This is a genomic window from Wolbachia endosymbiont of Litomosoides sigmodontis (assembly GCF_013365435.1).
Classification (GTDB): Bacteria; Pseudomonadota; Alphaproteobacteria; order Rickettsiales; family Anaplasmataceae; genus Wolbachia.
Map to the genome: position 1 here is coordinate 62,429 of NZ_CP046577.1, position 15,352 is coordinate 77,780.

12 protein-coding genes and 1 tRNA gene are annotated in these 15,352 nt (G+C 32.3%); 6 read left to right on the forward strand and 7 right to left on the reverse strand.

What is annotated here, in order from left to right:
- Positions 1-18: 18 nt before the first annotated feature.
- From GOY07_RS00275 to GOY07_RS00285, 3 genes are all read right to left on the reverse strand, one after another.
- Positions 19-516 (reverse strand): invasion associated locus B family protein, encoded by a 498-nt coding sequence (locus GOY07_RS00275; protein WP_175837344.1) that lies wholly within the window; start codon positions 514-516, stop codon positions 19-21.
- Positions 509-1,402 carry an RNA polymerase factor sigma-32 gene (locus GOY07_RS00280; protein ID WP_175837346.1) on the reverse strand — a complete coding sequence of 298 codons (894 nt, stop codon included), beginning with the start codon at positions 1,400-1,402 and terminating at the stop codon, positions 509-511. Before GOY07_RS00280 ends, GOY07_RS00275 begins: the two co-directional genes overlap by 8 nt.
- Before the next feature lie 288 nt (positions 1,403-1,690).
- Positions 1,691-2,428: a P44/Msp2 family outer membrane protein gene (locus GOY07_RS00285; RefSeq protein ID WP_175837348.1), complete on the reverse strand. Its 738-nt coding sequence runs from the start codon at positions 2,426-2,428 to the stop codon at positions 1,691-1,693.
- A gap of 711 nt (positions 2,429-3,139) precedes the next feature.
- Here GOY07_RS00285 and GOY07_RS00290 point away from each other — a divergent pair.
- Positions 3,140-3,379 carry a hypothetical protein gene (locus tag GOY07_RS00290; protein ID WP_175837349.1) on the forward strand — a complete coding sequence of 80 codons (240 nt, stop codon included), beginning with the start codon at positions 3,140-3,142 and terminating at the stop codon, positions 3,377-3,379.
- Positions 3,380-4,319: 940 nt separating this feature from the next.
- Here the strand turns inward: GOY07_RS00290 and GOY07_RS00295 are convergent.
- A tRNA-Val gene (locus tag GOY07_RS00295) sits at positions 4,320-4,392 on the reverse strand.
- Between the two features lie 135 nt (positions 4,393-4,527).
- Here GOY07_RS00295 and gyrA point away from each other — a divergent pair.
- The 3 genes from gyrA (at position 4,528) to GOY07_RS00310 (ending at position 8,338) form a co-directional block, all read left to right on the forward strand.
- Positions 4,528-7,230: a DNA gyrase subunit A gene (gene gyrA / locus GOY07_RS00300; RefSeq protein WP_175837351.1), complete on the forward strand. Its 2,703-nt coding sequence runs from the start codon at positions 4,528-4,530 to the stop codon at positions 7,228-7,230.
- A gap of 105 nt (positions 7,231-7,335) precedes the next feature.
- Positions 7,336-7,938, forward strand: coding sequence for a ubiquinol-cytochrome c reductase iron-sulfur subunit (gene petA / locus GOY07_RS00305; protein ID WP_175837353.1), 603 nt, complete (start codon positions 7,336-7,338; stop codon positions 7,936-7,938).
- Between the two features lie 190 nt (positions 7,939-8,128).
- Positions 8,129-8,338: a hypothetical protein gene (locus GOY07_RS00310; RefSeq protein WP_175837355.1), complete on the forward strand. Its 210-nt coding sequence runs from the start codon at positions 8,129-8,131 to the stop codon at positions 8,336-8,338.
- Between the two features lie 1,004 nt (positions 8,339-9,342).
- Here the strand turns inward: GOY07_RS00310 and gltX are convergent.
- Positions 9,343-10,665 carry a glutamate--tRNA ligase gene (gene gltX, locus GOY07_RS00315; protein ID WP_175837356.1) on the reverse strand — a complete coding sequence of 441 codons (1,323 nt, stop codon included), beginning with the start codon at positions 10,663-10,665 and terminating at the stop codon, positions 9,343-9,345.
- A 626-nt stretch (positions 10,666-11,291) separates the two neighbouring features.
- Here gltX and GOY07_RS00320 point away from each other — a divergent pair.
- The gene (locus GOY07_RS00320; protein ID WP_218938970.1) at positions 11,292-11,513 is read left to right on the forward strand and encodes a hypothetical protein; all 222 of its coding nucleotides are present in this window, start codon (positions 11,292-11,294) and stop codon (positions 11,511-11,513) included.
- An 85-nt stretch (positions 11,514-11,598) separates the two neighbouring features.
- Here the strand turns inward: GOY07_RS00320 and GOY07_RS04560 are convergent, their stop codons facing one another.
- Positions 11,599-11,817, reverse strand: coding sequence for a transposase (locus GOY07_RS04560; protein ID WP_175837360.1), 219 nt, complete (start codon positions 11,815-11,817; stop codon positions 11,599-11,601).
- A gap of 802 nt (positions 11,818-12,619) precedes the next feature.
- Between GOY07_RS04560 and guaA the strand changes: the two genes are divergently transcribed.
- A complete protein-coding gene (gene guaA, locus GOY07_RS00330; protein WP_175837362.1) occupies positions 12,620-14,182 on the forward strand; it encodes a glutamine-hydrolyzing GMP synthase in 1,563 nt (520 codons plus the stop codon).
- Here guaA and GOY07_RS00335 read toward each other — a convergent pair.
- On the reverse strand, positions 14,150-14,899 hold the full coding sequence (locus GOY07_RS00335; protein ID WP_175837364.1) for a TerC family protein: 750 nt from the start codon (positions 14,897-14,899) through the stop codon (positions 14,150-14,152). The two genes, guaA and GOY07_RS00335, sit on opposite strands and share 33 nt — an antisense overlap.
- Positions 14,900-15,352 lie beyond the last annotated feature (453 nt).

The window sequence follows — 15,352 nt, forward strand, 5'->3', positions numbered from 1 at the left end:
GCTTGAAATTACAGCAGTTCACTTTACGTGGCATAAATTATGCATTTTTTGGTACGCCTTTTGAAACCCAAGTAGAGAATAAGTATCATCAATAATTGCTCCTTTTATTGTCTTACTGGCCACCATTGATAACCCATGCTTCATTTCGAGAATTAGATCTCGATCTGTTTTTAGATACTCTGTCCATGCAAGATCTCCTTGTATTATAGGTAATGTATATTTTATTTTTTTATCGATATTGAGAACTACAGGTTCCTTACCATACTGAAAACCAGAAGCAACACTTACCTCGTCTGCTTTTTTACTAACGTAGCTGACCATTATATATGGCTTACGGTCAGTTGTATAATGTTCGCTCTTTTTTTTAGGGTAAGATACGATATAACATACTTTCTCTCCATCTTCCAGTGCAGTATACACAAGCCAATCCCTATATTTTTCCTTCAATTGTACATCGCTAATCGATGCAAGAGCACTTATTGAAAAAAATATTAGAAATACAAAAAAACTACGCACGCAAGCTAAATTTCAAACTTTCTGACTGTATATATTGTTTCACCTTACCCATCGCTTGTTCAGCTAGTTGCCTTATTCTTTCTCTTGAAACACAATATTTTTTACTAAGCTCATCTAGAGTTTGAGCGTTCTCAGACAAATACCTGCTAATAAAAATGTTTCTCGATCTTTCGTTAAGGTTTGCTAGTGCATTGCTTAAAATTGTTTCTTTTAATTCTTTTTCTTCACGATTCTGGTATGTTGCTTCTTGATTGACTGAGTTGCATGGGATCATATCTTGTAGCTCTTTTTTAAAGTCATTACCTATTTTTATGCAATTATTTAGTGACTGATCCTTATAAGCTAAACGGTAATTCATCTGTATAACATCCACTTCAGATACAGAGAGTTCATTGGATATTGCTTTTATTTCTTCATTATTTAAAGTTTCTCTATTTGTATACTGCAAAATTCTTTTTTTTATTTTACGCAAACTAAAAAATAATCTCCTTTGTGCTTGCGTTGTACCTATTTTTACAAATGACCAAGATTTTAATATAAAGTCTTTTATTGAAGCTTCAATCCACCACACCGCGTAAGTTGAAAAGCGAAATCCCAAATCAGGATTAAACTTTTTCACTGCATGCATTAAACCCATATTCCCCTCCATAATTAAGTCCATCAATAATAGCCCATAATTTTTGAATTTCATTGCAATTTTTACTACTAAATTCAAATGACTGGTAATCAACTTATGAGCAGAAGAAATATCTTCGCACTTGTTCCAACTTTTCGCCAATCTAATCTCCTCCTCTTGAGATAGCATAGGAAATTTTTGCACTTCAGCAATATACTGTATGAGATTAGTGCTACTGTTAATACATAAGTTTACAGCTGGGGTCAACATAACAACTTAAATTAAAATTTCATGCATACAATATATTGACTTTTCAGCAAAAATTCAAGCTCTAATTTAGAGAAAGTATGACTTATTGTATATCCCTACTATATCTAACTCAAATTTCAAATTCCTCAACACCGATTGCTATATGTGATGCCAAAATAACTTAACATAGTAAATAGTGTCATTCCAGTGCTTAAGAGACACTGGAATCCACATTTCTTCCCTTTAATGTCACCATAGTATCAACTATTTGAATACAAGGCTGGGATAACAAGAGACAGCTAGGGTAGATTAGAAATTAAACGCTATTCCAGCTTCTGCACCAATCGTACTGTAAAGAACTTTATATGCACCCACAGTGACTTTTGTTTCTTTATCTTCTATTTTTTTATCGTCACTGGCTTTTTTATTTACTGTTTCACTTTTATCAAAACTAGCGCCATAAGAACCAAAATAACGAGCTCCAGCGAAGAGTTTAATTTCTGGAGTTACATTGTAACTAACACCAGCTTTTGCCTGGTAAGCAAAACCAAACCCACGTTTTTGATCAGCAATAACTTGTGTCTTTGCAGGATTGCTGACATATGCTGCACCAAGACCAACACTAATATATGGAATAATAGGCATATCTTCAATTGCTATGTCATAATATACATTAACTAGCCCCGAAATTGCTGTTAAATCATCTACAATATCTGGAGTAGGAGTTCGTGAAAGAGTATCTTTACCTAATTGTGAATAAAGTCCTTCAATGTCCACTCTAATATCATCCATTTTATAACCAAATGCACCGCCACCAGACATAAAAGAAGGCTTATACAGGTCATTAGTGTCTTTACTATCCTTTTGAGCTCCTATAATACCATCAACCTTTGTATTTAAAGGTGAAAACTCACCGTTGTACTGCAAGCGAATGTAGTAACTAGTTTCCTCGTCAGCTATTGGACCAATAAGGTCTGAAAAAGCAGAATTTGATAAACTTAGCAACGTCACTAACGCGGTTGCTGAAAAAAACTTTTTATAATGCATAATTGCCCTCGTTAAAAAAATTAAAACTCCACTTTAGTAAGTTAAGTAAAAACTAAAGCTAAGTCAAGTGCTAACTTAATAACACAAAATGTTTGACACTTAAACTAATTTTTATAGAAGAGTAAAGATTTTACTAATGAAAAGACTAAATCCATTCTAATATAGCAATATCTTTAGAGTAGTGTGTTCTAAGAATGGGAAAATACTTGATAAACCTTGTTAACCACTTTTAATTACAAGGTATTTATCAGAAATTTATCTTGAACCTTTGTTTTAAGTGACAAAAGCCTAGTATTAAACTAGGCGTGTTATGTTTAGTTTTCCTTATATAGGTATCTCATATCTTTGCCAGCTAAACCTCGCTAGCGATGTAAAAGAGAATTAAGCGCCAAGTTTTTGGAGAGAATAGAATAGTAGACAACTTACATCGTGGAACTCTAATTTTGTCTTTTTTTATAAAAATTACTTAACAAACTTCTGTATTTTCTTTAACTATATTTCCTTTACTATAATGTAATGATTATTTGAATCTTAAGTTCTGCTACTTGTTAAGCGTACATAATATTAACGCTAAGTTCCTAAAAAAGTAAGTTATTGACTAAGGTTTTTTTTGCCTTTTTCCCTCCTAATATCAATTTCCACTGTACAAGAAATAGTAGATTATAGTGAATAAAGAAGCTTTACTTAAGTAAGTAGAACAGTATAATTTAAATGGAATTGAAATTAAAATTATTGGATGAAGAAATCAGGAAATCAGTAAAAAAAAATGCTGAGTGGTGCGAAATAACGCATATGTTACAAAAAATTAAATGCTGTAATTACAGCAAAAGAGCACTATATACTAGCCGTAGCAAGAACATATTGCATTTCAAGAATGGCACTAACTGCACAGATAAAGTACCTAAAATTTTGGAGAGAAGTAAAATTATTTACTTCTCCTCAACGTTGTAAAAAATTGATCAGAGTTACTTTGAATAAGTTGAAGTATGGATGCAAGAAAACCCTAATATTCCTTTAAGGAAATGAGAATAAGAACTCAGGGAAATTTGGCTTGAATGTCAATAAGTCTATAGCACATCGTAATATGCAAAAAATAAAGTTTTCATATATTAGCAAGACCAATTTACGATGAACAAGATAAAGTAAATAGGAAGAGTTTTAAAAAATTTAATGAGATTATCGGTAATATCCTAAAAGAGAGTTATTTATCTTGGATAAAGCGAAATTTGGTATACATTCAGAAGTAGACATAGGTAGTTTAAAAATGGTATTAAAACACAGGTTAAAGTAAAATTAGGTAGATAAAATTTTTATCTCCACAGAGTAGTTAATCTAGGAATAAAGAAGATAGTTCTGTATTATTTGCACTGAATATTTAACACTGATCGTGTGAATATATTGCTTAGACAAATATTATAATATTTAAGAGCACGAGAAGCCTTTTTTGATTATGTATTTGGCTAATTAGAATAAATTAAAAAATTTAAATGTACCTAAAAGTATCGAGATTATATACCTACCACTATGTTTATCCAAATTCAATTCTGTTGAGAGATTTTGGCTGTATATAAAACAGAACATTTTGCGTAATAAAGTCTATGATATAATTGCTTTACTTAAGGATGCTTTATGCGAATTTATTATCTCTTTATTCTTACTCCGTGATTAAACAATTCTGTAACGTTACTTATTTGACCCATTAACAATAAGAGTTTGGATTAATTTTTACCATGACTAAAATATGTAAAAAATACTTACCATGCGAAAAAAACGGTAGAAAGTTATGGGAAATAGGAGATTCTGGAAAAATTTAAATATATTAAGTGATATGATAGCTGATTTAGAATAGGCTATTTTGTGAATTTTGTGATATGCTAGATCTATATACTCATGGGCAATGACAGACTTGAACTGCCGACCTCCTCGGTGTAAACGAGATGCTCTACCAGCTGAGCTAATTGCCCCTTTTAAAGAGTAATTTTACAGCTCAATAGTATTGTTGTAAACAAAAAGTAGGACTAAAATGTAGCCTAATTTCTAATTGACCATTTGCTTAACTAAATGTTAGTATTGAAATTGCTTCGATTAAAGTACAGAAGATGCAAGGCAATATAATACCAATTTCAATAGTGAAAGAACTAGAAGATTCTTATCTCTCTTACGCAATGAGCGTAATTATAAGTCGGGCTATACCCGACGTGCGAGATGGATTTAAACCAGTTCATAGGCGCATATTGTATGCAATGTCAAGGGCTGGATATGATGCTGGCAAGCCATATAAAAAGGCAGCTCGTATAGTTGGGGATGTAATGGGGAAATATCATCCACACGGTGATGCAGCTATTTATGATTCCTTGGTCAGAATGGCTCAAGATTTTTCTCTTCTTTTACCACTTATTGACGGGCAAGGTAACTTTGGTTCGATAGATGGAGATCCACCAGCTTCAATGCGATACACAGAAGCAAGACTTCAAAGAGTGTCGCACTTCTTACTGAATGATATTGATGAAGATACGGTTGACTTTAGGCCAAATTACGATGGAAATGAATCTGAGCCTGTTGTACTGCCTGCAGAATTTCCAAATCTGTTGATAAATGGTGCAAGTGGTGTTGCAGTTGGTATGGCAACTAATATCCCTTCTCATAATCTTGGAGAAATAATTGATGCCTGCGTATTATATATAGACAATCCTGGAGTAACCTTAGATGAATTGCTTGAAGTAGTGCCAGGGCCAGATTTTCCGACTGGCGGAACAATTCTTGGTAAGTCTGGAATAAGATCAGCATTTGCTACAGGTCGAGGCTCAATTATTATACAAGGTAAAACTCATATAGAAGATCTTCCACAAGATAGGCAAGCAATAGTTATTGATGAAATACCTTATCAAGTAAATAAAGTGAAATTAATTGAGAAGATAGGTGAGCTTGTAAAAGAAAAGAAAATTGATGGTATAACAGAAATTAGAGATGAGTCTGATAAGACTGGTATTAGGGTAGTGATTGACCTTAGAAAAAATGCTGCAGCAGATTTTATACTGAATCAAATACTGGGGCTTACTTCTCTAAGAAGTAGTTTTAGCGTCAATACTTTAGTCCTCAGTAATAACAGACCTGCTTTAATGTCCTTAAAAGAAATCTTAGTCGCTTTTATTGATTTTAGAAAAGAAGTATTAATCAGAAGAACGGAATTTCGTTTGAGAAAAATGAGAGAAAAAGCTCACCTATATATAGGACTTTATATTGCAGTCTTGAGCATAGATGAAGTGATAAAAATTGTCCAAAGTGCAAAAGATCCTGGAGAAGCAAACAAAAAGCTTTTAAATAAGGAATGGAAAACTTCAGCTGAGATAAATACAATTATTGGCTTGATTTCAGATAGCATGAGCTTTTTGAAAGATGGAGTATATAAGTTAACTGAGCTACAGACGAAAGCTATTCTTGATATGAAATTACAACGTTTAACCGGTCTTGAACGAGACAAATTAGAAGCCGAGCTAAACTCAATGATCAACTTGATAAAAGAATATATCACCTTTCTTGGTTCGGAAGAAAAATTAATGAAAGAAATAAAAAATAATTTACAAGAAATAAAGAACAGATTTGCTGTACCACGCAAAACTGTAATAGAAGAATTAGATGCAGACATTGAAGCTGAAGATTTAATTCCACAAGAGGATATGGTGATAACAGTAACTATGAATGGTTACATTAAGCGCGTAAAGCTCTCTCACTATAAAACTCAGCGTCGTGGTGGAAAAGGAAAGTTAGGGCAGGGCCTAAAAGAAGAAGATGTAATCACAAAATTATTTGTTGGTAATACCCATACTAGTCTTTTATTCTTTTCCAATGTTGGTAGAGTTTATAGATTAAAAGTCTATAAATTGCCTCTTGCAGAGCCAACTGCACGTGGAAGAGCGCTTGTTAACATATTCCCTCTTGCTGATGGCGAAACAATTACCAATATAATGCCACTGCCAAGTGAGAGTGATGAAAGTCAAAATATAGTTTTTGCTACTGCTCATGGGAATATAAGACGTAACTCTTTAGCTGATTTTCATTATATTCCTAGCAACGGGAAAATAGCAATAAAGCTTGATGAAGGAGATAAATTAATATCGGTCAAAGTATGCAATGAAACTGATCACGTTTTACTTTCAACAATGCTGGGAAAAAGTATTAGATTTATTATAAGCGATGTGCGTCAATTTAAAAGTCGCAATTCAGATGGAGTAAGAGGTGTTAAACTTGCAAAAAACGATAGCGTGATATCTATGACCATATTGAATGGTATAGGTGTTGTAACAGAAATAAAAGAGCTTTATCTAAAAGTTCCATTAGCAAAAAGATTGGAAACTATAGTTAATAACTCTATTGATTCTAAATTAGAAAAAGTCCTGAATGATTTAGGAATAGAGAACGAATTGTTCTTAAAACTCGCAGTAAATGAGGAATTCATACTAACTGTTACTGAAAATGGATTTGGTAAGAGAACTTCTGCATATGAGTACAGAGTAACTAATAGGGGTGGTGTTGGTATTACCAATATACTCACTACCAACAGAAATGGCAATGTTGTTGCTAGCTTTCCAGTTGAGCAGGATGACAATATAATGCTCATTACAGATAAAGGAAAGTTAATTCGCATTTCAGTTAATGGAATTAGAATTGCAGGACGTAGCACTCAGGGAGTTACTCTATTTAAAACAGAGAGTGGAGAAAAGGTAGTATCAGCAGCAAAAATTGAAGATTCTGGTCCTACTGAAGAGAATATGTCTGAGATTGAAGATTCTACATTCTCTTAACTTGTAGTATTATGAAATACATACTAAAAGTAAAAAGTGCAAGTTTTTGTTGATTAATCTATAGTATATGAACTAGAATATATACTCATAGCTGAGTAGAGATCGATGAATAAGAAATTAACTAAGAATAAAAAGCCAGTGGTAGATAAAGATGATAAAAAAATATTCCATATTAAAGGTCTTGCTAAAAAAAATAAGAGTAGGAGGGATTTTATAGCATTAACTACGTGTGCTATGGCAGGTATAGGAACTGCGAGTGGGTTTTGGCCACTGATTAAGTCTATGAACCCTTCCGCTGAAGTTTTGGCAATGTCTACAGTTGAAGTTAATTTAACTGGAATTCAAGAAGGACACGGAGTAAAAGTGAAATGGCAAGGTAAACCAGTGTTTATTCGCAAACGTACAAAGCAAGAAATTAAAGCTGCAAGGGTTGTGAATGTAGAGGATTTGAGGGACCCTCAATCGGATGAGCAAAGAGTGTACAAAGGAAAAGATGAATGGCTAATTATGGTTGGAGTATGTACTCACCTTGGATGTGTGCCAGTTAACCACGCTACAGAAGATGGGAACGGTTGGTTTTGCCCTTGCCATGGTTCTTATTATGATACATCTGGTCGAGTAATTGGTGGGCCTGCACCAAAAAATATGGTTATACCTGATTATTTTTTCCCAAGTGAAGATGTTGTAGTAATTGGCAAAAAGGCTTGATAATAACTGTCCTTGAGTCACTGTATCTTTACAATACTCAGAAAGGCACAAGCAAAAAATTACTTGGTAAAGTTTAACAAATTCATGCTAATTTCTACTGTACAAGGAACAGGTAGATAATAATGAAAAAGAAGCCTTACTTAAGTAAGTAGAATAGTGAATTTTAAATGGTATTAAAACCAAAGTTATTGTGAATGAAGAAATCTGGGAATCAGTAAAAGGAACGCTGGAGAGAGTACGAAATAACGCATATATTAAAAAACTAAATGCTGTAATTGCAGTAAAAAAGCACAATGTAATAACCGTAGCAAAAATATTTTGCATTTCAAGAACAGTATTAACTGCACAGATAAAGTACCTAAAATTTAGAAAAGAAGAAAAATTGTTTGCTTCTCCTTAACGTCATAAAAAAACTGATTGAATCGTAGTCAATTTGAATAAATTGAAGTATGGATGCAAGAGAACCTTCATATTCTGTTAAGAAATGAGAATAAGAACTTAGGAAAATTTGGCTTAAATGTTAATAAGTCTACAGTGCACCGTAATATGCAAAAATGAAATTTTTGCAAACTGCGTCAAGATCAATTTACAATAAATAAGATAAAGTAAATGAGAAGAGTTTAAAAAAACTTAATGAGACTATTGGTGATGGTCTAAATAAGAGTTATTTATCTTGAATAAAATATGATTTCGAATATATTCGAAAGTTGAACATAGGTGATTTAAAGAGGGCGTTAGAATATAGGTTGAAGTAAAATTAGGTAGATAAAAATTTTATCTCTACAGCACAGTTAATTCAAGAAATGGAGAGAGTCCTAGCTTATTTGTACAGAATATTAACACTAATTGTATAAATATATTTCTTGAATAAATATCTTAATATTTAAGAATACGAAAAGCCTTTCTTATTATGAATTGTGCTAATTGGAATAATTTAAAAAACTTAAAATTACCTAAAAATATCAAGATTATATACCTACCGTTACACTCACCTGAGCTCAATTCTATTGAGAGACTTTAGTTGTATATAAAATAGAATATTTTGCGTAATAAAATCTATAATATAATTGCTTTGCTTAAGAGCACTTTGTGCAAATTTATTACCTCATTTCTCACTCCACAATGTCACTTTATTTGATCTAACTTACTGGACAGTGAGAATTAGTATGATAGAGCCAAAATAGGCTTACTGCAAGCGCCATTTTGCAACGGTTTGTAGCAATGTGATCTTTTAACTATTTTAAAAATTTCGTGTATTTTTTCTATAGTTTTTGTTGTTGGTTATTCCTTCAATAATTTTCACCATCTTTTGCTTGCCGAAAAAATGACCTTTTGTCCAAGGCTTGTGTTCAAAATTTCAGGTTATAGTGGTTTAGGTTACTTCTGTAAGTTACACGTAATTAGCTAATAGTTCTTTAACCTTGCAATGATATTTTCTTTACCGATAAAAATTAATAGCTTGGCAAGTTCAGGGCCTGTTTTTATGCCTGTTAAGGCTAAACGCAGCTGCATAAACAAATCTTTCGTCTTGATATCTACTATTTGTTGAATAGCTTTCATCCATTCCGACAATGTGTTTTCATTGCAATCACCTTGAGGCAATACATCGAGCGCGATTTTTATAAACTCCTTATCAAGAATCGCAGGTTCTATATTAGATTTACATATTTGCCACCACTCAGCTACTTCCGAGAATTTTTCTATATTGTTCCTTATAAAATACCAAAACTCTGGAAAGTTCACTCCAGTTTGACTTAAACGCTCTTTTACTACTTCAAATGGCATTTGTTGCAGGACTTTACTATTTAGCTTATATATTTCACTCAAGCTAAGTCGAGCAGAAGCTGAGCCAAATTTTTTAATGTCAAATGAGTCAATTAAAGATTGTATGTTAGCATAAGCTTTGATTGGATCAGATGTTCCAAGTTTCGTTAAATAACTGGCAAGTGCCATTGGTTCAATTTCATTTTCTTTAATAAATTTGATGTCCAGTCCACCTTTTCTCTTTGATATCTTACTATCATCAAAATGTAGCAGGGGAAGGTGAGCAAATACAGGAATTTTGGCTTCTAATGCTTGTATCATTTGTATCTGAACTGCAGTGTTAGTTACGTGATCTTCTCCGCGTATAACATGAGTTATATTAAAGTCAACATCATCAATAACAGAAGGTAACATGTATGTATAAATTCCACACTCTCTTTTTACTACGGGGTCGCTGATACTGCTGATTGCAATATTTATTTCACCTTTAATTTCATCATTCCATTTAACAATTTTATTCTTGTCCAACTTAAATCTGAAATGTGGTTTTCGTCCTTCTTGCTCATAAAGAATTTTTTCTTGTTCAGTAAGAAGTAACGCGCTCCTATCATATACCGGGGGAAGTCCCTGTTTTAACTGCAATTTTCGTTTAATGTCTAACTCTTCTCTTGTTTCATAGCATGCATAAATGTACCCTTTTGTTGTTAACTGTAGAAACGCTTCATTATAACGCTTAAAGCGCTCTGATTGCTTAAAGTTTGCATCCCAATCTATGCAAATCCATCTTAAGTCCTGGACTATGCTGTCTATATATTTGATATCTGAACGCTGAAGGTCAGTGTCATCAAAACGAAGTAAAAATTTTCCGTTTTGACTGCGTGTGTACATCCAGCAAATGAGTGCAGTGCGGACATTTCCTATATGAAGATGGCCAGTTGGGCTTGGAGCAAATCTTGTTAACATTTAATTTGTAGCTCTGATTTATTTCATTTTATATGAATACGGTAGCTAAAGCAAGATCCATAATATAGCAAAAGGTTATGCAAAGCTGTACAAAAAATGTTGTAGAGAGGTGTCATCTAAGCGGCTCATAGAAGCGCAAAAATCACTTGACGAATTTTGCCAAGTTCTCCTTATCTCAACAGTGAAGATATTCAGTTGCCTTCAATCTGTATAGATTAAACAATAAAGTATTGTATGGTAGTCTCTTATATTTAATTTTCTACACTATGTGCGCCTTATATCTTTATACCATTTCTAGGTTTATATAAACTGAAACGCGCTTATAAAGCATTCAAGGCAGTATAGAATGTTAATTTACAGAATTAGGGGGTAAATACTGTCTAATACGGTGTATTTTTTGCCTTTTTTATATAGTAAATTTCCTAAATATTTAGGATTAAAGTTTTAGTTGCATTAAGAATGCAGTTGAGTCGTAGTTATTAAATATTTATATCAATCCTCACTATATAAGAAACGGGTAGATAATAATTGGAGAGAAGTCATACTGAAGTAGTAAAATAGCGAGGTTTAAATGGCATTGAAATCAAAGTTATTGGATGAAAAGGACATAGAATTGGTAAAAAAAATTGCTGAAGGAGGTACAAAATAATGTGTATGTTACAAAAAAATTAAATGCTGTAATTGTAGCAAGACAGCATATTATAACGACCATAGCAAAAATATGTTGCATTTCAAGAACAGCACTAACTGTGCAGATAAAGTACCTAAAATTTGGAAGAGAAGGAAAATTGTTTATTTCTTCTCAACATTGTGAAAAAACTAGATTGAATCAGAGTAAATTCAAATAAATTGAAGAAAGCCCTGATATTATCATTAAAGAAATGATGCAATTCTTATTGCTAAAGGGTCAAATAAGCAGCATTGCAGAATTGTTTAATTGAGTAGTGAAGAAGAAGAGGTAATAAATTTGTATAAAGCGCTCTTAAGCAAAGCAATTGCATTGTAAATTTTATTATGTAAGATATTCTGTTTTATATACAACCAAAGTCTCTCAATAGAATTGAGCTCAGGTGAGTGTAACGGTAGGTATATAATCTTGATATTTTTAGGTAATTTTAAGTTTTTTAAATTATTCCAATTAGCACAATTCATAATAAAAAAGGCTTTTCGTATTCTTAAATATTACGATATTTATTCAAGAAATATATTTATATAATTGGTGTTAATATTCTGTGCAAATAAGCTAGGACTCTCTCCATTTCTTAAATTAACTGCGCTGTAGAGATAAAATTTTTATCTACTTAATTTTACTTCAACCTATATTCTAACGCCCTCTTTAAACCACCTGTGTTCAACTTTTGAATATATGCTAAATCATATTTTAGCTAAGATAAATAACTCTTGTTTAGAATATCACCAATAGTCTCATTAAGTTTTTTTTAAACTCTTCTTATTTACTTTATCTTGTTTATTGTAAATTGGTCTTGGCGCAGTTTGCAAAAATTTCATTTTTGCATATTACAGTGCACTGTAGTCTTATTGACATTTAAGCCAAATTTTTCTAGGTTCTTATTTTCATTTTTTAACAGAATATTAGGGTTTTCTTCTATCCATACTTCAACTTGTTCAAATTGATTATGATTCAATCAGTTTTTTTTACAACATTGAGGAGAAGCAAGCAATTTTTTTCTCTTTCACATTTTAGGTACATTATCTGTGCAGTAGTGCTGTTTTTGAATGTAACATGTTTTTATTACGGTCTATTATACTGTGCTTTTTGCTGCAATTATAGAGCATTTAGTTTTTTTGTAACATATACGTTGTTCGTACTTTTCTGACGTTTCTATAACTAACGTTTAAGTCATATATTAAGGCTTTAAAAGAGGTCTCAGTTTACTTGCTCTATTATTTTCTTTATTATTAAGTATTGCTTTAAATAATATGGAGGAGTGGGTTGTCAGCAATTGCCGTTATTGATTTTGGTTCACAATTTACACAGCTTATCGCAAGACGAGTCAGAGAAGTGGGTGTTTATTGTGAAATATTCCCAAGCAACATCAATTTTGAGATAATATCGAAATTCAATGGATTTATCCTCTCTGGGGGACCGCAGTCTGTGCATAATAATTTTTCTGAGATAAATGGAGTGGTGCATAAGATTATAAAACTTAATGAGGTAACAAATGTGCCTATACTTGGGATATGCTACGGGCAACAACTTATTTGTCATTATTTTGGAGCAAAAGTAGAAAAAGAGTTTAAACAGGAGTTTGGCAAAACTAAGATCAAGATACTAAAGGAATCTCCTATTATAAAGAATGTGTGGGATGTTAATTCTGAAGTGGATGTGGTAATGAATCATACGGACAGTGTTGAAATTGCACCACAAGGGTTTACTGTTATTGCATTAGGTATAATAAATCAAACTATTGCGATAGTTGCTAATGAACAACGTAAGATATATTGTACTCAATTCCATCCTGAAGTTAAGCCTAAAGCGAATGGTAGTAAGTTGCTTTCTAACTTCTTGGATATTGCAAATTGTAAGAGGGATTGGACAGTGAAGTCAATCATTGAAAAGCAAAAGGAAAGAATCAAAAATTTGGTAGGAGAAAAAAAAGTAATTGCTGCGGTAAGTGGAGGAGTAGATTCAAATGTTGCAGCGGCTCTTACATATAAAGCTATAGGAAAACAATTAAATTGTATTTTTATTAATACTGGGTTGTTACGTAAGAACCAGACCATTGCTGTGTTAGAAGAGATTCCAGTAAATTATGTTGATAAGTCAAATTTATTTTTAAATAGATTAAAAGGTATAACTGATCCAGAAGAAAAGCGAAAAATTATAGGTAATACTTTTATTGAAGTGTTTGAAGAGGAGGCAAAAAAAATAGGTCATGTAGATTTTTTAATGCAGGGTACTATTTACTCTGATGTGGTTGAATCAGGGCATGCTTCGGAAAATACTAGTACAATCAAATCTCATCATAACGTTGGTGGATTGCCAGAGAAGATGAATCTAAAGCTAGTGGAGCCTTTACGCTACCTCTTTAAGGATGAAGTAAGGCTGCTTGGGAAAGAAATTGGTCTTTCAGATGAGATAATATTACAACATCCGTTTCCAGGACCTGGACTTGCAGTGAGGGTCATAGGTGAAGTAGATGAGGAAAGAGTGCAAATATTGCAAGAAATAGATGAAATATATATCAATACAATGAAAAATTATGGTCTATATGATAAAATATGGCAAGCTTTTGCTGTGCTATTGCCGATAAGAACTGTGGGTGTTATGGGAGATGATCGTACGTACGAATATGTTTGTGCTTTGAGAGCTGTGACATCGTTTGATGGTATGACAGCTGATGCATTTCCATTTGAAAATAAAAATCAGCATTCATTAGTGTTTTGGGATTTTCTACAAAATGTCAGCAGCATAATTGTTAATAACGTTTCCAGAGTAAATAGAGTTATGTATGACTTAACTTCAAAACCACCGGCGACTATTGAGTGGGAATAATTTAGGGCTGTTTTTTTTCTTCATGCACTGCACTTTTTTCTTTATTCTATTTATAGCTTCTACGAAGAATGAAAACATCAATGAAGAATATAAGTATTCTTTTGGTACTTCTATGTGAAGTCCATTAAGCATTAGGTGCGTACCAATAAGTATAATAAATAAGATGGAGATTGTTTTTAAACTTAGACTAGGTTTAATTAACTGAGTGGTATAATTTGACAACAATATCATTGTTAGTATGGAAAATGTGTATGCTATAGCAATTGTTACCATGCTATGAGTTAATGCTATAATGGTTAGTAAAGAATCAACTGAAAAAATTAAGTCTATTAATATAATTTGTAGTACAGCTGAAAACATTTGTGATTTAGTGTCTGTTTTTTTTTTGATTTGCTTGCATGAGAAAATGTCGTTCCATAGCTCTATGAAGCTTTTAATGATTAAGAATAATCCTCCTGCTATCATGAGTAGATCTTTTACTGAAAAGTTGAATGATGCAGCGTAAAATATAGGTTTTTGCATTGATAATATATGTGATGTAAAAGAAAGTGTTACAAAGCGCATCAATAGTGCTAGTGTAAGACCTATGATGCGTACTTTTTCCTTTAATGCGTTTGGTACTCTATCTATTACTAGAGAAATAAAGATTAAGTTATCTACACTAAGTATTGTTTCAAATAGTGTAAGTATTAGTAGAGCCCAAGCTTCAACTAGCATTTTTATTCCAAATTTAGTTTTTTATATTTTATAACAGATATGTAAAAATTAAGTAACTTCACTCAGGTAAAGTATAGAAGGTTTTTGCTTTCAGAATGATCATGCTTATATCTGTTCAGCTAATGGGTATCAACTTAAGCATCTTCCTTAGTGAATTCTCCTGAAGATATAATGAATTTTATAGAGAAGTTTTATATACACTTACTAGTATTTTTCTTAAGTTGATGCCATGACCCATTCAACTTAGCGTTTAATGGGATAGTATCAATTAATGACTTCTTCTTTAAGTTGTGCAATTTCTGCTTAAGGAAAATCAGTAAGTTCATCTATTAATGATAATTCTTACTGTACAAGAAATAGGTGGAAAATAATAGAAAAGAAGTTATGCTGGGGTAATACTAATTCTCACTATTAATAGGTCAAATAAATGACATTGCAGAGTGAGAAAGAGAG